Genomic DNA, 18544 nt, shown 5'->3' with positions numbered 1-18544 from the left:
TACATGATCAAATTGAATCTCATGGTGAACGGCGCTCCCAAGCAGGTCATCTGCGAATCTGACGAGTCCCTTGCCAACGTCCTGCGTGAGAACCTGGGGCTGACCAGTGTCAAGGTGGGTTGCGGCACCGGCCAATGCGGCAGTTGCTCGATCATTGTGGATGGCAAGCTGATCCGTTCCTGTTCCATGAAGATGAGTCGCGTTGCAGACGGAGCCGTGATTACCACTACCGAGGGTATCGGCACACCGGATCAGCTGCACCCCATCCAGGTGGCGTGGATCGCCCACGGCGGCGCGCAGTGCGGATTCTGTACCCCGGGCTTCATTGTTTCGACCAAGGCACTCATAGATTCCAATCCGAATCCGACACGAGAGGATGTCCGTGATTGGTTCCAGAAATACCGTAACGCCTGCCGTTGTACCGGGTACAAACAGTTGGTGGACGCCGTGCTGGACGCTGCAGCGGTCATGCGTGGTGACAAATCGATTGATGATCTCTCCTTCAAGATCCCTGAAGACGGCCGCATCTGGGGCACCAATTATCCGCGTCCCACCGGTGTTGCCAAAGTAACCGGCACACTGGATTACGGCGCTGATCTTGGCATCAAGATGCCGCAGGGTACCCTGAAGCTGGCCCTTGTCCAGGCAGAAGTGTCCCATGCCAAGATTCTGTCCATCGATACTGCCGAAGCCGAGAAAATGCCCGGCGTTGAAAAGATCGTTACCTACAAGGACATCAAAGGCAAAAACCGTATCACCGGCTTGATCACCTTCCCCACCAACAAGGGTGACGGTTGGGATCGTCCCATTCTGTGCGACGAGAAGGTCTTCCAGTACGGGGATGCCATTGCCATTGTTTGTGCTGATACCGACAAGAATGCTCAGGCCGCGGCTGCCAAGGTCAAGGTCGAGATGGAACGGTTGCCCGAATACATGAGCGCCCCGGCCGCCATGGCTGATGATGCCATTGAGATTCATCCGGGTACGCCCAATGTCTACTTTGAACAGCGCATCGCCAAAGGCGAGGAAACCGGTCCTGTTTTCGACAGCGCAGCCCATGTCATAGAAGACGATTTCTATGTTGGCCGTCAGCCGCACATGCCCATTGAGCCGGACGTAGGGTTTGCCTATCTGGACGACGAAGGCAAGCTGTGTATCCATTCCAAATCCATTGGGCTGCACCTGCATCTCTACATGATTGCCCCTGGCCTCGGCGTGGACCCCGAAAACATCGTCATGGTTCAGAACCCTGCTGGCGGAACCTTCGGCTACAAGTTCTCCCCGACCATGGAGGCCTTGGTGGGTGCTGCCTGCCTTGCAACCGGCAAGCCGGTTTTCCTGAACTATACCTGGAAGCAGCAACAGCAGTACACTGGCAAGCGTTCCCCGTTCTTCATGAATGTTCGCATGGCTTGCGACAACGATGGCAAAATGCTCGGCATGGAAACAGACTGGACTGTTGATCACGGGCCGTACTCCGAGTTCGGCGATCTGCTGACTCTGCGCGGTGCACAGTTCATTGGTGCTGGGTATGATATCGCCAATATTCGCGGCATGGGGCGCACCGTCGCCACCAACCACGCATGGGGCTCCGCTTTCCGTGGATATGGTTCTCCCCAGTCCGAGTTCGCTTCGGAAGTGCTCGTTGACATGCTCGCTGAAAAAATCGGTATGGACCCGTTGGAGTTCCGCTACAAGAACGCCTACCGTAAAGGCTCCACAACGCCCACTGGTCAGGACCCGGAAGTATACTCCCTGCCTGCCATTCTGGATGCCGTCCGTCCTAAATACGAGGAAGCCAAAAAGAAGGCTGCTGCGGGTTCCACTGCGGAAATCAAGCGCGGCGTCGGCATCTCCCTGGGTGTGTACGGTTGCGGTCTCGACGGGCCGGATACTGCTGAAATCGATGTGGAACTGAATGAAGATGGTACCGTTACTGTCTACGCCACATGGCATGATCATGGTCAGGGTGCGGATATTGGTACTCTTGGAACCGCCCATGAAGCGTTGCGTCCGCTTGGCCTTGCTCCCGAGCAGATCAGGCTGGTGCTCAACGATACGCGCACATGCCCCAATGCCGGTCCTGCCGGTGGTTCCCGCTCACAGGTGGTTGTCGGCCGCGCCATCAAGGCCGGTTGTGAACTGTTGCTGGGTGGCATGCGAAAGGCAGACGGTTCGTTCCGCTCGTATAAGGAAATGGTCGATGAGAACATTGCTGTCCGTTACAACGGCAAGTGGACGGCCCCGGCCACCGAGTGCGACGAAAATGGACAGGGCAGCCCGTTCGCAAGTTACATGTACGGCGTGTTCCTGGCCGAGGTTGCTGTGGAAATGGCAACCGGAAAGACGACGGTCGAGAAGATGACCTGTGTTGCAGATGTGGGCAAGATCAACAACAAGCTCGCTGTTGACGGCCAGATGTACGGTGGCTTGGCTCAGGCCATTGGTCTGGCGCTGACTGAAGATTATGAGGACATACAGAAGCACTCCACCATGAAGGGTGCAGGCTTCCCGTATATCAAGCAGATACCGGACGACATCGTCCTTGAGTACATCGAGAGCGATCGTCCGGAAGGTCCCTTCGGCGCTTCCGGTGTTGGCGAGCTGCCGCTGACCTGCCCGCATGCTGCGGTCATCAACGGCATCTACAATGCATGCGGCGTACGCATTAAGAAGCTGCCCGCGCTGCCGGAAAAGGTCCTCGCCGAACTCAAAGGCTAATACACAATTGATTAAACGACAGCGGCCCGACAAGTTTCGGGTCGCTGTCTCTTTCTTTTTAAGGAAATCGAATGGATCAGGCCGAACTGCGCGAATGGGAAAGAAAATGCATACAGGAAGAGGTGCCACGGTGTACGGCTGCCTGTCCGCTCCATGTTGACGTCAAACAGTTTTGTGCGCTCATGGCTCAACGTCGCTTTGACAAGGCGTGGCAGATTCTGGCTAAAACCCTGCCGTTACCCGGAGTGCTGGCCCGTATCTGCGACGGCCCTTGCAAAGAGGCATGTGTACGCACCGAAGTGGGGGGAGCCATTCAGGTGGAGTCCCTTGAGCGGGCCTGTGCCGAGTTGGGGGCTCCGGTGTCTCCGCCCAAACCTCTGCCGTCCAAGCATAAGAAAGTGGCTGTCTTCGGCGGTGGGTTGACCGGCCTCAGTGCGGCCTGGGAATTGGCCCGTCGCGGCTACGATGTGACATTGATTTGTTCGGTTCTTGGTGAGTCTCTCCCGGAATTGCCGGACGATGTTCTGGAACGGGAACTTTCCAGCCTGGAGCGTTTGGGCGTTCGTGTCGAATCAGGTCTTTCTGTCTCTAGGGAAAATATCGAATCGCAGCTTGAAACAGTTGACGCTGCCTTTGTTGATTCGGGTGTCCTGCCGGTTCAGGATTTCGGATACGGGTCGTCGGATCGACTGACCCTTGGTACTGAGCGCGCTGGACTGTTTGCCAGTATCCCCGGCGAAGTGTCCCCGGTTCTTCAGGCAGCAGCGGGTAGAAGGGCGGCAAATTCAATAGAACGGTATACCCAGGGGGTCTCGATGGTCTCCAATCGAGATCGTGAAGGAGCCTATGAAACCCGTCTTTACACAAGCCTCAAGGGAGTGGAGTCCGTAGCTCCTGTTATTTCAGCAGGAGATAGCTACTCCGAAGTCGAGGCCCGGGACGAGGCCAAACGATGCCTGCAATGCGAGTGTATGGAATGTGTCAAAGTCTGTGAATACATGCGTCACTACCAGCATTACCCCAAGGTCTATGCCCGCCGGATTTATAATAATGAATCGATCGTCATGGGTACCCGACAAGCCAATACCATGATCAATTCGTGCATGTTGTGCGGGCTGTGTGAGACCGTGTGCCCAGAAGATTTTTCCATGGCCGACCTCTGTCTTGAGGCACGTCGCAGCATGGTCAGACGGAACAAGATGCCGCCTTCGGCCCATGAATTTGCCCTGCGCGACATGGCCTTTGCCGATGGAGGCAAGGCTGCTCTTGTCAAGCACGCCCCTGGAACGGATCATAGTGATTACCTCTTTTTCCCGGGCTGCCAATTGCCTGCATCCGACCCTGAAGCGGTGGAAGCGGCTTACGCTGACCTGCGTGCGAAACTCGGTAGCGTTGGTTTGTTTCTGCGTTGCTGTGGTGCTCCAGCCGAATGGTCAGGGCGTGAGAGTTTGACGGCGGAATCTCTGGACGCGCTCAAGTCGGCTTGGGAAACCATGGGCAAACCGATTATGATCGTAGCATGTCCCACCTGCCTCAAGACGCTGCGCGCCGGACTGCCGGACGCTGAAATCACCTCGCACTGGTCCCTTCTGCGCAATCTGGGACTGCCTGATGGAGCGCGTGGGTCCTCAACTCGTTTGGCTATCAACGATCCTTGCTCTGCTCGGCACAACGCCATGCTCCGTGAGGATATACGCGCATTGCTTGAGAAGTGCGGTGTCGAAAGTGTCGAGCCAGAACTTTCCGGTGAACTGACACAGTGCTGCGGGTTCGGAGGTCTGCTTTCCGAGGCCAACCCCGACCTTGCAAGGGCTGTCACAGAAAAGCGGGCCGCTGTGGCGCAAGAGGATTTTGTCACCTATTGCGTCATGTGTCGTGACCGCATCGCCGGTACCGGGAAGCGGGCCTTGCATCTCTATGATCTGCTATATCCGCGAGAAGATGACCCGGCGTCACGCCCGGCACCCGGCTATTCCGAGCGACGCGAGAATCGGGCTCGCCTGAAAAGTCGATTGTTGCGCGATGTTTGGAATGATGGTGACTCGGGAGAGAGCGAGTCTTTCGAGGAAATATCTGTGGAATTTACCGACGAAGTCACCGCTCTCATGGAGGAACGTCGGATTCTGAAAAGCGATGTGCAGAAAGTACTGCTCAACGCCCGGGAGACCGGAAAACAGTTCAAGCATGAAGAAACCGGAAGATTGCTCGTGTCATACCGGCCCGTCGTCGTGACCTATTGGGTGGAGTTCGAACCGACGAATGGCGGTTACCTTGTCCACAATGTCTGGTCTCATCGCATGCAGGTAAAAGGAGTGCAGTCGTGAGTGTCATCAAGGTGCCCGAAGCGAACGCGGCCGGTTGGCAATGCGCCCCGTGCGGCGAGGCCATGGTTTTAAGACCGGTGGAGTTGGAATATCTCGGATCACTTTTCAATGTGGAACTGCCTGCCTGTCCAAAGTGCGGCATGGTGTTCATCCCTGAGGAACTGGCTATTGGCAAGATGAAGCAGGTGGAGCAATTGTTGGAGGATAAGTAATCGTGCTGGATTCCCGTCCTTTGTGGGAGCGTCCGACCTTGCAGGCCGCGGCTGGGGACACGTTACGCCCCGGTGGTTTTGCATTGACCGACCGGGCTGCCGAGGTCATGGGCATGAATCCCCGCTGGCGCGTGCTCGATGTGGGGTGTGGCCTGGGGGCAACGGTGGGGCGATTGCGTTCGCGGTTCGGGGCAAAGGCATATGGTGTGGAAGCGTCGCATTCTCAGATTAGTCGATCTGGCCGGTCAGGTCTCATTCGAGCCTCGGGAGATGTGCTTCCATTCACAGGGGATTCATTTAATGCGGTGTTTTGCGAGTGTGTTCTGTCGCTTCTGTCTGATCCATGCGCTGGACTGGCGGAATTCTCACGCGTCCTCGAACCCGGAGGTTTTCTCGCTCTCTCGGATCTGTGTGGTCCGGGGGGAAAGGGTGGCGCGTCATGCGCAGATCGAGCCGTGCCTCTTGAAGTGACAAGAACCATGGTAGAGGACGCCGGTTTTAGTGTGGTCGTGCTTGAGGATCACTCTAGTTTGCTCAAGGACCTGACTGCCCGCCTGATGTTCGCCGGGGAGAACGGCCTGGCGTGCGGATGTGGGCAGAGCCAGCTTGGATATTTTTTGATGATTGCGGAGAAAAAAGGATCAAGACATGTTTGATGAGATGGGATTGCGCATGATGGAGCTTGCAGGCAAGGGGTTCTGCTGTAGTCAGATCATGGTCCTGCTTGCTCTGGAAGAGATGGGGCGCGAGAGTCCCGATACGGTTCGTGCGGCAGCAGGGTTGTGCGATGGGCTGGGTGATTGTTCCGGTCTGTGTGGTGTTTTCACTGGAGCATCCCTCGTGTTCGGATTGTACGCGGGCAAGGGAGAGGATGTGGAGGATAAGGACGAGCGGTTGCCGCTGATGCTGGAACAGCTACGCGACTGGTTCGTGGCTACCACCCGGGAATACGGTGGTATGACCTGTGGCGATATCCTCGATGGTCAATGTGGTCAGCCGGATGCACAGCGATGTAGCAGTTTGCTCTCAACCACGTATGCGCAGGTTCGGGAGATACTGGTAGACAACGGATTTGATCCGGCAGAAGGGCGCGGCTAGGGATGAGTACCGTTCCCCGAAGTCTTTGCCCGGTCTGTTTGCGACCTGTTTCGGCTCATCATGAAACCATTGGTGATGAGACTTTTTTGATAAAACAATGCCTGCAACACGGGGAGTTTCGCGTGATCGTCTGGCGAGGCCAGCCGGATTTTCACCAATGGAAACGACCCAAGGTTCCATCTATGCCACGTCAACCGCTCACTGCTGTGGATCAGGGGTGTCCGCTTGATTGTGGCCTGTGTGATGCCCATAGGCAGCATACCTGTACTGCTGTCATGGAGGTGACATGGCGCTGCAATTTTGGCTGTCCTGTCTGTTTCGCCTCTTCGGGCAAGACCGCTCCGCCTGATCCGACGCAAGAGGAAATTGGTCGACTGTTCGATCGGGTCAGGGATGTTTCCGGCTTCTGCAATGTCCAGCTTTCCGGGGGAGAGCCCACCGTACGGGACGACTTGTTTGATCTGATCCGAATAGGAAAGGCCAAGGGTTTTCCCTTCATTCAATTGAATACCAACGGTCTGCGTATTGCCCGAGAGCCGGATTATGCCGCCGGTCTGGCCGAGGCCGGGCTTGATTCTGTGTTTCTTCAATTCGACGGAACCGATGACGTCATACACTCTGCGTTGCGGGGGCAGGCGCTGTTTGAGAGCAAGCTTGCGGCAATCGATGCTTTGGCGGCAACGGGAATTGGTGTGGTGCTGGTGCCTACTGTTGTTCCCGGTGTCAATGATCACGATCTCGGAGCCATCATCCGGTTGGCTGCCGAGCTGTCTCCCGGCGTGCGCGGGGTGCACTTTCAACCCGTCAGTTATTTCGGTCGCTATCCCGAGCCGCCTGCAGACGAGCAGCGGGTGACACTGCCGGAACTCATGCGGCATCTTGAAGATCAGACAGATGGTGCCATTAAAGCTCAGGATTTCCAGCCGCCGGGGTGTGAGCATTCCCATTGCTCCTTTCACGCCAATTACATGGTGACCGAGTCCGGCAGCCTGCAAAAGCTCTCCGCCGGTACGGATTGCGGTTGCCTTCCGCGACCTGCATCCGAAGGCGCGGACAAGGCCAAGTCGTTCGTCAAGCGCCAGTGGTCCGCTCCGAAAACAACGCTGCCCATGGCTGACGCGCCCGATGCCCTTGATTGCTTCATCGAACGGGCGGGTACTCATACGCTGGCTGTTTCTGCCATGGCGTTTCAGGATGCCTGGACCCTGGATATCGAGCGCTTGAAAGGATGTTGCATTCACATTGTGTCGCCCGACGGGCGGCTGGTGCCGTTTTGCGCTTACAACCTGACGTCCATGGACGGCGAAACTCTCTACAGGAATAAGACTCATGGCGCAGTCTCATCTTGATCACTGGCTTGTCCGTCGAATGGGCTGGAGCGGGAGTCGCCGCCCCTCGTCAGGCGAGGTGCGCTGTTGGCAGATGGAACAACTACGGGCAGTTATTGAGCACGCTCGCGCCAACAGCCCCTTTTATGGTCGGACACTTGCCGGTTTTGATGTCGAGGCCATTCGGACAGCCGAAGACTTTTCGCGATTACCCATGATGACGGCAGGCGATCTTCGGGAATATCCTGAGCAACTCCTGTGCGTGTCGCAGGATGACATTGCACGGGTTGTCACCCTGCACAGCTCGGGCACGACAGGCAAGCCCAAGCGGGTTTTTCATACGCAGGACGACCTGGAAGCCACCATCAACTTTTTCGATTGGGGCATGCGCATCATGATTGGCCCCGGCCAGACCGCCCTTGTGTTGATGCCCGGAGAGCGGACCGGAGGGGTGGGGATGCTACTGGCAGAGGCGCTGACTCGGTTCGGAGCGCGCTGTGTTCCTCATGGCATTCTGGAAGACGGTAAAGCTGCGCTGGATCAAATCATGGCTGAAAATGCATCTTGTATCGTTGGTCCGGCGGCCCATGTGAACCTGATTGCATACTGGTGGGAGCGGCTGGGGATGCCAAAAGGCAGAGTCCAGTCGGTACTGTTATGCTGGGACGCGGCTCCTGAAGCGGTGGTGCGGAATTTGGAGCGGATATTTGGCTGTCGAGTGTTCCGCCATTGGGGAATGATTGAAACAGGCCTTGGCGGGGCGGTTGAATGTGAGCCGGGAAGCGGCATGCATCTGCGTGAGGCCGATGTCTACCTTGAGATTGTTGATCCCGATACGGGAAAGCTTGTCCCAGACGGTGACGTTGGGGAGATAGTCGTATCCACACCGCTTCGGCGGGGTATGCCGCTCATCCGCTACCGTACAGGAGACAGCGGAAGAATCCTGCCTGATCAATGCGTTTGTGGGAGTCCCATGCGTCGACTTGATCCGCATGTAAGCCGGATATCTGATGGCGTTCCGGTTGGTTCCAATCGTCTTAGGCTGGCCGATTTAAACGAAACGCTTTACCCTATTTCGGGCCTTGCTGATTTCGCAGTCGCTTTGAGCAAGGACACTCTTTTTGTGCGTGTTTGTGGAAGTGCAGAGTCTGGCAGGCGTGCGCATGATGCGCTTGCATCCATGCCTGTTGTAGCAGAGGCAAATCTGGCAATTGAAATCGAAATGAATAATGACGCTGCTCCGGCTGTGCCCGGCCTTGGCAAGCGGCAGATACTGGATACGGAGTGGTGATATGCGGGAGTTTGTGCGTGCCATCTGCGGTCTTATAGAAAACAACGAGCCATTTGGACTTGTCACAGTTGTCGAGAGTTCCGGTTCAACGCCTCGCAGCTCAGGGGCCAAGATGGCTGTTCGGCGTGACGGCTCCATTGTCGGGACCGTGGGGGGAGGACTGGCCGAGGCGATGGCCTGTCGCGAGGCCGTTTCTTTGCTTGATGTCGGTGACGGTGCCGCCAAGCTTCTTTTCGTAGACATGACTCAGGAACTGGCCGCTGATTCTGACATGATTTGCGGCGGTGGTTTGTCTCTTCTGCTGGAAACCGTAAGCCCCGGTGGTTCATGTGCAGGTGTTTTTCTCGAATTGAATACGCTGTTGCGCAAGGGGTTACATTCGGTCCTGAGCACTCATTTTCAGCAGGTGGGCGAGCAACTGGGGGCTGTGAAGCATCGTCTGATTGAAGGGCAGGGTGATGGCGTTCCCCGGTTTGAGAAGCAGGGCATGGAGATGGTATTGCACGAGCCGTTTTCTCCTCCGCCTTCTTTGTACATTTTTGGTGCCGGACATGTTTCACAGTTCACGGCGCGTGTCGGTTCCATGGTCGGTTTCCGTACCGTAGTACTTGACGACAGGGCCGATTTTGCCAACCGGGAACGATTTCCCGAGGCCGATGAAGTGGTTGTGCTGTCGTCGTTTGAAAACTGTTGTTCCGGTCTCGTCATTGGCCCTGATGCTTTTATTGTCATCGTCACACGTGGGCATCTGCATGACCGAAACGTCCTGGCCGAAGCTCTGCGTACCGATGCAGGGTATGTTGGCATGATCGGAAGCAGTAAGAAACGAGACAAGATCTATGCATCCCTGCTGGCGGAAGGAGTGACTCAGGCGGATATCGACCGCTGTCATTGCCCCATCGGTTTGGGGATCGGCGCACAGACCCCGGAGGAGATTGCTGTTTCCATAGGCGCAGAGCTGATCAAGTCCCGGTCGGAGATGGGCGGATGATCCGGTTGGCGGCGGTCATCCCGGCGGCAGGCCTTTCCTCGCGCATGGGTTCTTTCAAGCCCCTGCTGCCCCTTGGAGATCGGACGGTTGTCGAGCAGGTCGTGAGGCTGTTTACAGCAGAAGGTGTCGACCCTGTGATTGCGGTGACAGGAAAACGATCTGACGAAGTCGCTGATGCCGCTCGTCGAGCTGGGGGGGATGTCGTGCATAATCCCGGTTTCGAGCAGGGGATGTTCTCATCGGTGCTGGCCGGGGTAGAATCATTGCCGGAGTTGGTGGAAGCTTTTTTCTTGCTACCAGCCGACATGCCTCTGATTAGACAGGAGACTGTTCAGCTACTCGTTGAAGAGTTGAGACCTCTGCACGGCAAATCCCACACTTTTACTCTTTAACTATTTGATTTATTATGCTATTATTTCTCCATCCAAAGGAGGAAGGCATGGCTATTCGGCAGAAAGGACCTCGGTTGGGTGATTACTTCCTGGGGCACCGCAGAACCAAGACCACATTTCTGGATGAGATCAACGAACTCATCGACTGGCAGCCCATCAACGCCTTTCTGTGCAAGAAGATCAGGCGCAAGGCCAACGCCGTGGGCAATCCCGCCTATCCGCCTCTGGCGATGTTCAAGATTCTGCTCTTGCAGCGTTGGTACAACCTGAGTGATCCGGGCGTGGAGCAGGCGCTGCTCGACCGGCTCTCCTTTGTCAGATTTACCGGTTTTTCCATCGAGGACGACGTGCCGGACGAGACCACCATATGCCGTTTCCGTAACGGTTTGATCCGCCTGAAGGTGCTGGACTCCTTGCTCGACATGCTTAACCGCCAGCTTGAAGGACAAGGGCTTCTTGTCCGTGAGGGAGCCGTGGTGGACGCCTCGGTAGTCGAGTCGCAGCGGCGGCCGCGCAAGGTTATCGACGTGATGCCTGAGGACCGTTCCGAGGACGCCGAAGAACAGGATGGGCCGGTGGACTGCCGGGTCAGCTATTCGGATGACGAGGAGGCGGCCTGGCTCCGCAAGAGAAATCGGGCCTATTACGGCTACAAGCTCCATGCCGCGACGGACAGTCGAGACGGGTTTCTGCTCTGTGGTCACATCACTCCCGCGAACCATTCGGACACGGGCGAATTCGAGCGGCTCGTGAATGGCGTCGGCCTTGATCCCGGCGCACGGGTTTATGCGGACAAGGGCTATTGCAGCGGGAAGAACCGGGACATTCTGTTTGATCGCGATTTGGAGGACGGAACCATGGACAAGACGCCTCGTGGCGGCAGGCTGACAGACTTCGAAAAGACCCGCAACCGTGACATCAGCAGCATTCGGCAAATAGTCGAGCGGGCCTTCGGCACACTCAAACGTGGCTACGCATTCTTTCGGTCCCGATACGTGGGTCGTGAGAAGGTGGAGGGAGAGTTCCACATCCTCGCCATGGCGTTCAATTTGAAAAAAGCTGTTCGACTGGCGCGAGCCTGAAGGGAGAGGTGCGTCCAAAATCCGGCATTTCGGCCAGAAATGGCAGGAAAAGGCCGGGAATGAGCCCAAGCTGGGGTGCGGTCAGAACATCAAATTGGGTGCGGAGCGCAAGGCACGGACGCGAAAAGGGGATGCGCAGAGGTCTCGAGTTCGATAGAACCCGTCCATCGATACTTTATCCTAAGTTCCTGGGAGACCGGGGCCATCCACCGATCATTAGCAGAAGCCTTATTCCGGAGATACTCGCACATGACGGCGAGGGCGGCTTGCGGAGCGTTCTGGAGAGGCATGATGCTGAAGCTCTGGACCTTGAGGTTGCTGATAGCGGTACGCTCCTTGATCTTGATCATTCCGATGATTATGAGCTCGCCTTGAGTTTGTACGGGCGCGGCCATCCCACGCCGGGCGAATGTGAACAATTATGGCTGATGGCGGGTGGAACCAGACATGTCATGGAGCACTGCCAGGCAGTATCGCGAGTGGCTAGGGCGTTGTGCGAGGCCTTTAACGAGCAGTGCAAGGCAACCCCGCTCGATGTTGGGCTTGTATTGGGAGCGGCTCTGACACACGACATAGGTAAAGGCACGAAACGTCATGAGGAAGCTGGAGCAGAGCTTCTGAAAAGGCATGGCTTTCATGCTGCGGCAGATGTAGTTCGCATTCATTTTGATACTGCGCTGGGACCGGATGATGCCTTGTTGGAGAAGGATATCGTCTTTTTGGCTGACAAGCTGGTTCGTTGTCACAGACCGGTCCCTCTGGAAGAACGATACCTGGAGAAGGTCAAGCAATACGCCCATGAACCCGGAGCAAAGCAAGCCATCCTTGGTCGTTTGGAGAGAGCCAGAGCGCTTATGGCTCGGTTCGAAGATGAGGCCGGCGACAGCGCCGAACGGTTGGCGCGGGAGGCGCTTTCGTGATTGTTCTCATGCGGCATGTACATACAGACGGGGGCAGCGGGCGGTGCATCGGCAGAACGGAAGTCCCGTTATCTGCACAAGGAGTTCAGCAGGCCGTTGAAGCAAGCGCTGTGTTGCGAGAATGTGGATTCCTTCGTCTTTGCACAAGTCCGGCAACTCGGGCCATCAGGACAATCGAGCCGCTGGCGGCCGAACTTGGTGTTCAAGCGGAGATTGTCCCTGAATTGAATGAAATTAATATGGGGGCGTGGGATGGACAGACCTTTGATGCGATCCGTACGCAATATCCTGCCGAGTACGTTCGTCGTGGCGAAAATTTCAGCGATTTCAAACCGCCGCGAGGCGAGTCGTTCAATGATGTTGCTGACCGGGCTATGCCGATTCTGAATCGATTGGCGTCAGGACCGCAACATGTGCTGGCGGTTACCCATGCCGGGGTTATTCGTTCTGTCCTGTGTCGAATTACCGGACATACAATGGACGATCCGTTTCACTATAGCCCTGGCTATGCTCAGTGCACGGTTTTTACTGCGGTAAATGGGGGTGTTGAATTGATTCAAACTACTGTCGACGTATCGAGTTTGCCATCCTTTCTGGTGTAGCAATATATGGTGTTTTGCAGTTTGGATCGGCTCGTCTTTAATTGTGGGCCAAGAATTTCTGTCTCAACTCTTCAACACGTTTTCTGTTAGCGTTGAAATCATAATATCCCACCCGTGATGCCGAGCGGATGTGTATGACGCCGGATTCCTGGTCATAGTAACACTCCACATCATCCACAAAACGGAAGACTTTTGAGGTGAATTCCGCCCAAAGGTATGGCCCCTCAATTGAGACAACCTTGCCTCCCATGGCGTTGATGGATTTGGTGAGCAGAGTTGTCACTCTCTTACTAGCACCAGTTGCTTCAATGGGGGCTATCGAATGAGCCTCATCCCCTGCTTGGGATGATACGCAGTTCTTTGCCTCCGTGCACTGGGCAAGTTTTCCATTTGTCACGCCAAGTGTCTTAGGCGGCTTGCTGAAGAAACCAAGCAGAAACAACAGCGCTATCGAGCCAAGTATGAGAGTGACGAGTATTTTCATTCTTTGAGGGATAGCACCCGTTCAAGTGTGGGGCAAGTTGGTGGGCGTTCTCATCAGATTAGCGGTACCCATAAATCAAAATGCAACGTGCAGCCCTCTGAGTTCGTTTTCCTACCTGCTGAGGATGGATTTTGTTTTGCATGCTGCTTGTTTTATTTGATTTGTAATAGAGTGTAAAAAAACCTGAAACTTGTCGGTATTTTTTACATGATTTGGGAATTTCCTAATGTGGTAAAATAAAAAGATCAGTATTTAAAGGTGGTTGCGTGTGGCATGTTGTGTGCATATTCTTCCCAACTTTTATAAGGAGAATCTGCAATGATAACCAATGTTTCTAAAGTCTTTATGATACTCTGCCTGACTATACTTTTTTCAACTCCAGCCCTTGCTGCTCAAATCACTCAGTGGGAATATTCGGTTTCTTATGAGTTTAATGACTATTGGAATCAGGACAATACCCAGACCGGGTTAACGCCAGAAAGCTACGTCAATGGAGCCGGGGAAACTGTTAATTCGTTGAGCTGGGGCGATGGTGATCAAAGCTCGATTGGATTCATTACCAAGAGTGGTACCGTTGATACCGGGACCACTGTGGATATCATCGACCACATGTTTCATGATAATCAGCCTGTTACCGGCAACTATTCCCTTCATGGTGCCATGATGGCTGCCAACCTGACGTTGAAGGGTATTGATCCTGTCACGGGTGCCGTGAATTCTTTCGATACAGTGCTAGAGTTCATGTTCTTTGAGACTGACAATACGCATATCTTCAATCCATCACGCAACAATGATGTGTTTCTGCTCGTCAATCCCGAGGCTTCCATCGAACAGTTCGATTACATGGGCTACAACTACACATTCTCCTTTACCAGTGGGCTTGGACAACTGGATATGGATTCCCTGGCGGGCATGGACCACAACGGTACCACCGTTCTCCAGACCCTTGAAGACTTGGGCTATGGGGATGTCACTTACGACACCTTCTTTATTTGGGCCTTTGAAAATGGTTGGGTCGACGATCCCGAGTACAATCTTTTTGGTTGGACCACGGTCGAGGGTGATACGACATATGCCAGCTCGCAACTGACTGTTGTTTCCAATGGTCCGATTCCGACACCGGAGCCTTCCACTTTCGCCATTTTCGGACTGGGCCTTGTTGGCTTGTTCTTCGCTGGTCGCAGAATTCGTCAGTAGCGGTTAACGCCATACAATCAATGAGCCCGCGGTTTTACTGCGGGCTTTTTTGTTGCCAATTTTATATTGTGAGTTGAGATGGTAATGGAATCGGGCTGAGAAGATGGAAGTGAAGGGGGCAGAGTCCATGGTTAAGCGGTATGGGGTGCTTGCAGTCTTCATTTTTACTCATATCATGGCAGGCTCTTTGGTAGGCTCGTTCTTTCCTCCCGGGCCTTGGGTCGAGCAGTTGGTTAAGCCGCCGTTTTACCCTCCGGCCATTGTTTTCCCAGTCGTGTGGACACTCCTTTATGCATCAATGGGTGTTTCGCTGTGGGTGTTCTGGCTTGCAGATGGCTCAGCCAAAGGGCAAGGATACCTGTGGTACTCGGCTCAGTTGGTTGTAAACCTACTATTCACACCATTGATGTTCGGTCTGCAAAGTACCATGTTGGGCAGTCTCGATACCCTCATCCTGGTTTTGTTTTTGGGAAAAACAATCACGCTTTTTTACCGTTTCTCACCAAAGGCAGCCTGCATTCTCCTTCCATATTTTTTGTGGACTTGCTTCGCTTCGGTACTCGCTATCAGTCTTTGGGTGCTGAATGGATGATCTGTACACCATTGATTAAGCAGTTGGTCAAAGCACTCGGCCATCATTTTGCAATACTCCATGCCTCACTCATTTCAAAAAAGGTTCAATATACTGACATGATGTGATAGTAGTATGTGTTACTGTTAGCGAGTGAGCGTATTGAAATGCGCTGATCGTCAAGATTAGTAATACACAAAAAAAGGAAGCTACTATGTCTGAATTGAGAGAATATTTCGACAACACCAAGGGATTTGGCGTATTATCTACTGCTGATGCCAATGGAGAAGTGAATGCAGCCGTGTATTCAAGACCACACGTTATGGATGACGGGTCGCTTGCGATTGTCATGAATGATCGTCTGAGTCACAGTAATGTTGTCGCCACGCAAAAGGCCCACTTCCTATTCAGGGAGAATTCCTCGGGATACAAGGGAAAGCGGTTGTCTTTGACAATGTTGCGCGAAGAGGAAGATACAGAGTTGCTGTTCGAACTGTGTCGACGTTGCAAGATTGACGAAGAGCAGCCCACCAAGCGACGGTTTTTGGTCTTTTTCAGGGTGGATAAGGAACTTCCTTTGATCGGTTCTTAGCTCTGGAAGGTGAAAGACTCTTTTCTTAAAGGTCTGTTCAACTATGTGACATGATCTGCGATTAGTATGCATTGAGGTAGACAGTAAGGGATTCTTCCCCTTAGTTATAATGAAAGATAGATTCCGGGCAGAAGGTGTTGCTTCTGCCCGGATTCCTTTACATCATGCCATGAAATGAGGTGAGTGATGGTATATGCAGGATCGTGTCTGTGCGGAAAGGTCGCCTATGAAGTGACTGGTGAGTTTGAGAATTTCTTTCTGTGCCACTGTGAACGTTGTCGAAAAGATACCGGCTCTGCCCATGCGGCCAATCTGTTTTCAAAAACAGCAGAACTGCGTTGGCTTAAGGGAGAGGAGCTTGTTCGGACCCATGATTTTGAATCCAGCGGTCATATCAAAAGTTTCTGCACTCAATGCGGTTCCGCGCTTCCCAACCTTCAGATGGATGGAACGCTGCTGGTCGTGCCTGCCGGTAGTCTTGATTGCGATGTTCCGATACAGCCGGATGGTCATATCTTTTACGAGAGAAGGGCGAACTGGGATGAACATTTGGAGTTGGTTGAGCGATTTGATCGGCTCCCCGGAGAAGAGGGCGATTCCTGATTGCACAGTCTGCTGCACGGATGTGTCCTCTTATGAAGAAAAAGTGCTCCGTAGTTCAATCGAATCTGCTCGCCAGTATTCGTAATCGACCTGCACGATGCGTCCCTGTTGCGAGTTTTTGATGCGTCGGAAAAATATCCCTGGGGAGTGTGTGGGCAACCCAATGTGGCTGGCGGTTTCCTCCTCCATGTTGATGGGACGGATCAGTAAATCCTTTTGGTACAGATGGATGGAATAATCCTCCCGTAGAACATCTGTCATGGGACGTGAGACAATTTTCGGCAGAAATCCCGGACAGATTTCAGCCAGAAAAAAGTATTCCGAATAATATACCTGATGCCCGTCCAGGCTGCCTGTTTCAAAGACGTGAAACAGCTCCGTTCCTTCCTCTACATTGAATAGCTCTTGCAGTTCGCCGGTCGCCTGCATGGTTCCGCTTTCCAGCACCTGCCAGGCTGGGGTGAACCCTTGTTTGCGAGCCAGTTTATCAAAGTTCACGTGTTCCTTGCTTGGGTCAAATACCAATCGCTGACCGCTGGCAAACCATCCCTTGCGCCCTGATCGATAAATTTTCCCCTCTCGTTCGAGGATGCCAAGCGCATGACGCACAGTGTTTCTGTTGAGGGCGAACTGCTTGGTTAAATCGCGTTCACTGGGGAGTTTTTCATGAGGGGAGAGCTTCCCTTTGCGTAAAAGTTCCAAAATGAACCTTTTCAACGTAAGGTACTGTGGTTTTTCTTTTCTTTCTCCCATGATGTACTGATATTATATATATTTATGATATATGGCAACTGGTCAAATCGTTGCCGCATTGACAAGTAGTCGCCACAAAAATGTCAAGAATTACCAGTTCATGTTGCATATGTTGGTCGAGTTGGGTTAACCCAATCTGATAGGTTTGATGGAACTTTTATCCTTTCATCCGTCGTGAAACGGCGTATGATGAGTCCCATTCTTATCCGGGTATCCTTCGTTACGTTGATTAAAATGGTGGCAAGTGTCTTGTGTCAGTTTTTGTTCACAAAATGATGGAGTTTGATCATGAAGAAAATTGTTGTATTCGCTCTACTGTCCCTGTTCGTCATGACTGGTGCGGCCCAGGCGGAAACGTTGAAACTGTTAACCTGGAAGGGGTATGCTCCTCAGAAATTGATCGATGCATTTGAAAAGGAAACCGGCATCGATGTGGAAGTCACGTTTTCCAATAACGAGGAGATGATCGCCAAGCTCCGGGCTACCCGCGGTGCCGGGTTCGACTTGGCTCAACCATCCCAGGACAGGATCGCTTCTGTTCAAAAGAAATTCAATCTCTATCAACCCCTGGACTACTCCAAAATAGACAGCTCCCTGTTCATCCCGTCCATGCTTGAGGCGGTCAAAAAGAATACTCGCGTGGGCAGTGATTCCTATGCGGTACCGTTCTGCTGGGGAACCTCCGGCCTCATCGTCAATAGCGACAAGGCTGCCGAAGCTGATTCCTTCAAGGCGCTGATTGATCCCAAATACAAAGGTCGTGTGAGCTACCGTCTGAAACGGCCCACGCTGATCGCCATGGGCTTTGCTCTGGGGTATGACCCGTTCGCACTGTATGACGACCCTAAAGCCTACAAAGAGATGCTCGACAAGATTGCGGATGCAATGATCGAAGCCAAGCCTGTGGTGAAGAATTACTGGGCTAACGGCGATTCGCTGCTGGAATCCATGCGCTCGGAAGAGGTTTACGTTGCCATGGCATGGGATGCCGGTGGATGGAAGCTGCATGGCGATAACAAGGCAATTGACTTCAAGGCTCCCAAAGAGGGTGCTCTCGGCTGGATCGATACGTTCACCATTCCCTCCAAGGCCAAGAATGTGGATGCCGCCTACAAGTGGATCAACTTCATCATGAAGCCTGAAAACGCCGGGTATTTCTCTTCTCAGGAAAAGTACGCCACGGCATCCCAGGGCGCTCTGAAGTACACGGATGAAGCTGTGGCCGCCAACTTCGATCGATCCTTCCCGCAGGCCACCATCGATAATATCAAATGGTATCCGCCGGTTCCTGCCAAGCTGGAAAGCATGGAAGGTAAAATCCTGGATAAGATCAAGGCCGCCCAATAGCGGAATAGTCTGAATACCTGTAAGTAGAGGCGGGGA

The 18544-nt window shown here is 53.7% G+C and carries 19 protein-coding genes; 17 read left to right on the top strand and 2 right to left on the bottom strand.

The genetic code is table 11. The annotated features are described in order from the left end of the window. The first annotated feature begins 3 nt into the window (after positions 1-3). The 12 genes from DPRO_RS05565 to DPRO_RS05510 all read left to right on the top strand — a co-directional run bounded on the left by DPRO_RS05565 (position 4) and on the right by DPRO_RS05510 (position 12961). Positions 4-2721, top strand: coding sequence for a molybdopterin-dependent aldehyde oxidoreductase (locus DPRO_RS05565; protein ID WP_097011165.1), 2718 nt, complete (start codon positions 4-6; stop codon positions 2719-2721). 71 nt (positions 2722-2792) lie between these two features. Next, the gene (locus DPRO_RS05560; protein WP_097011164.1) at positions 2793-5045 is read left to right on the top strand and encodes a pyridine nucleotide-disulfide oxidoreductase/dicluster-binding protein; all 2253 of its coding nucleotides are present in this window, start codon (positions 2793-2795) and stop codon (positions 5043-5045) included. Next, on the top strand, positions 5042-5257 hold the full coding sequence (locus DPRO_RS05555; protein WP_097011163.1) for a DVU_1557 family redox protein: 216 nt from the start codon (positions 5042-5044) through the stop codon (positions 5255-5257). Before DPRO_RS05560 ends, DPRO_RS05555 begins: the two co-directional genes overlap by 4 nt. 2 nt (positions 5258-5259) lie before the next feature. Further along, entirely contained in the window at positions 5260-5913 is a 654-nt protein-coding gene (gene trsM / locus DPRO_RS05550; RefSeq protein WP_097011162.1) for a DVU_1556 family methyltransferase, read from the top strand. Continuing rightward, positions 5906-6355 (top strand): DVU_1555 family C-GCAxxG-C-C protein, encoded by a 450-nt coding sequence (locus DPRO_RS05545; RefSeq protein ID WP_097011161.1) that lies wholly within the window; start codon positions 5906-5908, stop codon positions 6353-6355. The genes trsM and DPRO_RS05545 overlap by 8 nt, the downstream gene beginning before the upstream one ends. A 2-nt stretch (positions 6356-6357) precedes the next feature. Next, positions 6358-7704, top strand: coding sequence for a radical SAM (seleno)protein TrsS (trsS, locus tag DPRO_RS05540; RefSeq protein ID WP_097011160.1), 1347 nt, complete (start codon positions 6358-6360; stop codon positions 7702-7704). Further along, on the top strand, positions 7685-8974 hold the full coding sequence (locus DPRO_RS05535; RefSeq protein ID WP_097011159.1) for a DVU_1553 family AMP-dependent CoA ligase: 1290 nt from the start codon (positions 7685-7687) through the stop codon (positions 8972-8974). Before trsS ends, DPRO_RS05535 begins: the two co-directional genes overlap by 20 nt. 1 nt (position 8975) lies before the next feature. After that, complete coding sequence (locus DPRO_RS05530) at positions 8976-9965, top strand: XdhC family aldehyde oxidoreductase maturation factor (RefSeq protein WP_097011158.1); 990 nt, start codon at positions 8976-8978, stop codon at positions 9963-9965. Beyond that, entirely contained in the window at positions 9962-10357 is a 396-nt protein-coding gene (locus DPRO_RS05525; protein ID WP_097011157.1) for a nucleotidyltransferase family protein, read from the top strand. The genes DPRO_RS05530 and DPRO_RS05525 overlap by 4 nt, the downstream gene beginning before the upstream one ends. Before the next feature lie 14 nt (positions 10358-10371). Beyond that, on the top strand, positions 10372-11439 hold the full coding sequence (locus DPRO_RS05520; protein WP_097010253.1) for an IS5 family transposase: 1068 nt from the start codon (positions 10372-10374) through the stop codon (positions 11437-11439). A gap of 266 nt (positions 11440-11705) precedes the next feature. Beyond that, positions 11706-12359 carry an HD domain-containing protein gene (locus DPRO_RS05515; protein ID WP_232005713.1) on the top strand — a complete coding sequence of 218 codons (654 nt, stop codon included), beginning with the start codon at positions 11706-11708 and terminating at the stop codon, positions 12357-12359. After that, complete coding sequence (locus DPRO_RS05510) at positions 12356-12961, top strand: histidine phosphatase family protein (protein WP_097011155.1); 606 nt, start codon at positions 12356-12358, stop codon at positions 12959-12961. The genes DPRO_RS05515 and DPRO_RS05510 overlap by 4 nt, the downstream gene beginning before the upstream one ends. Before the next feature lie 37 nt (positions 12962-12998). Here DPRO_RS05510 and DPRO_RS05505 read toward each other — a convergent pair whose 3' ends face one another. Beyond that, complete coding sequence (locus DPRO_RS05505) at positions 12999-13445, bottom strand: DUF1499 domain-containing protein (RefSeq protein ID WP_232005712.1); 447 nt, start codon at positions 13443-13445, stop codon at positions 12999-13001. 318 nt (positions 13446-13763) lie between these two features. Here DPRO_RS05505 and DPRO_RS05500 point away from each other — a divergent pair, with 318 nt between their 5' ends. The 4 genes from DPRO_RS05500 (at position 13764) to DPRO_RS05485 (ending at position 16408) form a co-directional block, all read left to right on the top strand. Next, the gene (locus DPRO_RS05500) at positions 13764-14642 is read left to right on the top strand and encodes a THxN family PEP-CTERM protein (RefSeq protein ID WP_097011153.1); all 879 of its coding nucleotides are present in this window, start codon (positions 13764-13766) and stop codon (positions 14640-14642) included. A 127-nt stretch (positions 14643-14769) separates the two neighbouring features. Further along, positions 14770-15234, top strand: a complete 465-nt coding sequence (locus DPRO_RS05495; RefSeq protein ID WP_157917373.1) for a TspO/MBR family protein — start codon at positions 14770-14772, stop codon at positions 15232-15234. 193 nt (positions 15235-15427) lie between these two features. Then, positions 15428-15805, top strand: a complete 378-nt coding sequence (locus DPRO_RS05490; protein WP_097011151.1) for a pyridoxamine 5'-phosphate oxidase family protein — start codon at positions 15428-15430, stop codon at positions 15803-15805. A gap of 186 nt (positions 15806-15991) precedes the next feature. Beyond that, a complete protein-coding gene (locus DPRO_RS05485) occupies positions 15992-16408 on the top strand; it encodes a GFA family protein (RefSeq protein ID WP_097011150.1) in 417 nt (138 codons plus the stop codon). A 30-nt stretch (positions 16409-16438) separates the two neighbouring features. Here the strand turns inward: DPRO_RS05485 and DPRO_RS05480 are convergent, their stop codons facing one another. Next, on the bottom strand, positions 16439-17161 hold the full coding sequence (locus DPRO_RS05480; protein WP_097011149.1) for a UTRA domain-containing protein: 723 nt from the start codon (positions 17159-17161) through the stop codon (positions 16439-16441). Positions 17162-17449: 288 nt separating this feature from the next. On the opposite strand from DPRO_RS05480, the gene DPRO_RS05475 reads away from it, so the two are divergent. Further along, positions 17450-18508, top strand: a complete 1059-nt coding sequence (locus DPRO_RS05475; protein ID WP_097011148.1) for an extracellular solute-binding protein — start codon at positions 17450-17452, stop codon at positions 18506-18508. The last annotated feature ends 36 nt before the right edge of the window (positions 18509-18544 follow it).

Origin of the sequence: Pseudodesulfovibrio profundus (genome assembly GCF_900217235.1) — a bacterium.
Taxonomy (GTDB): domain Bacteria; phylum Desulfobacterota; class Desulfovibrionia; order Desulfovibrionales; family Desulfovibrionaceae; genus Pseudodesulfovibrio; species Pseudodesulfovibrio profundus.
The sequence above is the reverse complement of the archived record's forward strand: the minus strand, read 5'-3'. Positions and strand labels throughout refer to the sequence as shown.

What these genes read in the sequence shown, in the direction of transcription:
- DPRO_RS05565 (WP_097011165.1), top strand. Translation starts at nt 4, where the DNA reads ATGATCAAATTGAATCTCATGGTGAACGGCGCTCCCAAGCAGGTCATC.
- DPRO_RS05560 (WP_097011164.1), top strand. Translation starts at nt 2,793, where the DNA reads ATGGATCAGGCCGAACTGCGCGAATGGGAAAGAAAATGCATACAGGAA.
- DPRO_RS05545 (WP_097011161.1), top strand. Translation starts at nt 5,906, where the DNA reads ATGTTTGATGAGATGGGATTGCGCATGATGGAGCTTGCAGGCAAGGGG.
- trsS (WP_097011160.1), top strand. Translation starts at nt 6,358, where the DNA reads ATGAGTACCGTTCCCCGAAGTCTTTGCCCGGTCTGTTTGCGACCTGTT.
- DPRO_RS05535 (WP_097011159.1), top strand. Translation starts at nt 7,685, where the DNA reads ATGGCGCAGTCTCATCTTGATCACTGGCTTGTCCGTCGAATGGGCTGG.
- DPRO_RS05530 (WP_097011158.1), top strand. Translation starts at nt 8,976, where the DNA reads ATGCGGGAGTTTGTGCGTGCCATCTGCGGTCTTATAGAAAACAACGAG.
- DPRO_RS05525 (WP_097011157.1), top strand. Translation starts at nt 9,962, where the DNA reads ATGATCCGGTTGGCGGCGGTCATCCCGGCGGCAGGCCTTTCCTCGCGC.
- DPRO_RS05520 (WP_097010253.1), top strand. Translation starts at nt 10,372, where the DNA reads ATGCTATTATTTCTCCATCCAAAGGAGGAAGGCATGGCTATTCGGCAG.
- DPRO_RS05505 (WP_232005712.1), bottom strand. Translation starts at nt 13,445, where the DNA reads ATGAAAATACTCGTCACTCTCATACTTGGCTCGATAGCGCTGTTGTTT.
- DPRO_RS05500 (WP_097011153.1), top strand. Translation starts at nt 13,764, where the DNA reads ATGATAACCAATGTTTCTAAAGTCTTTATGATACTCTGCCTGACTATA.
- DPRO_RS05495 (WP_157917373.1), top strand. Translation starts at nt 14,770, where the DNA reads ATGGTTAAGCGGTATGGGGTGCTTGCAGTCTTCATTTTTACTCATATC.
- DPRO_RS05490 (WP_097011151.1), top strand. Translation starts at nt 15,428, where the DNA reads ATGTCTGAATTGAGAGAATATTTCGACAACACCAAGGGATTTGGCGTA.
- DPRO_RS05485 (WP_097011150.1), top strand. Translation starts at nt 15,992, where the DNA reads ATGGTATATGCAGGATCGTGTCTGTGCGGAAAGGTCGCCTATGAAGTG.
- DPRO_RS05480 (WP_097011149.1), bottom strand. Translation starts at nt 17,161, where the DNA reads ATGGGAGAAAGAAAAGAAAAACCACAGTACCTTACGTTGAAAAGGTTC.
- DPRO_RS05475 (WP_097011148.1), top strand. Translation starts at nt 17,450, where the DNA reads ATGAAGAAAATTGTTGTATTCGCTCTACTGTCCCTGTTCGTCATGACT.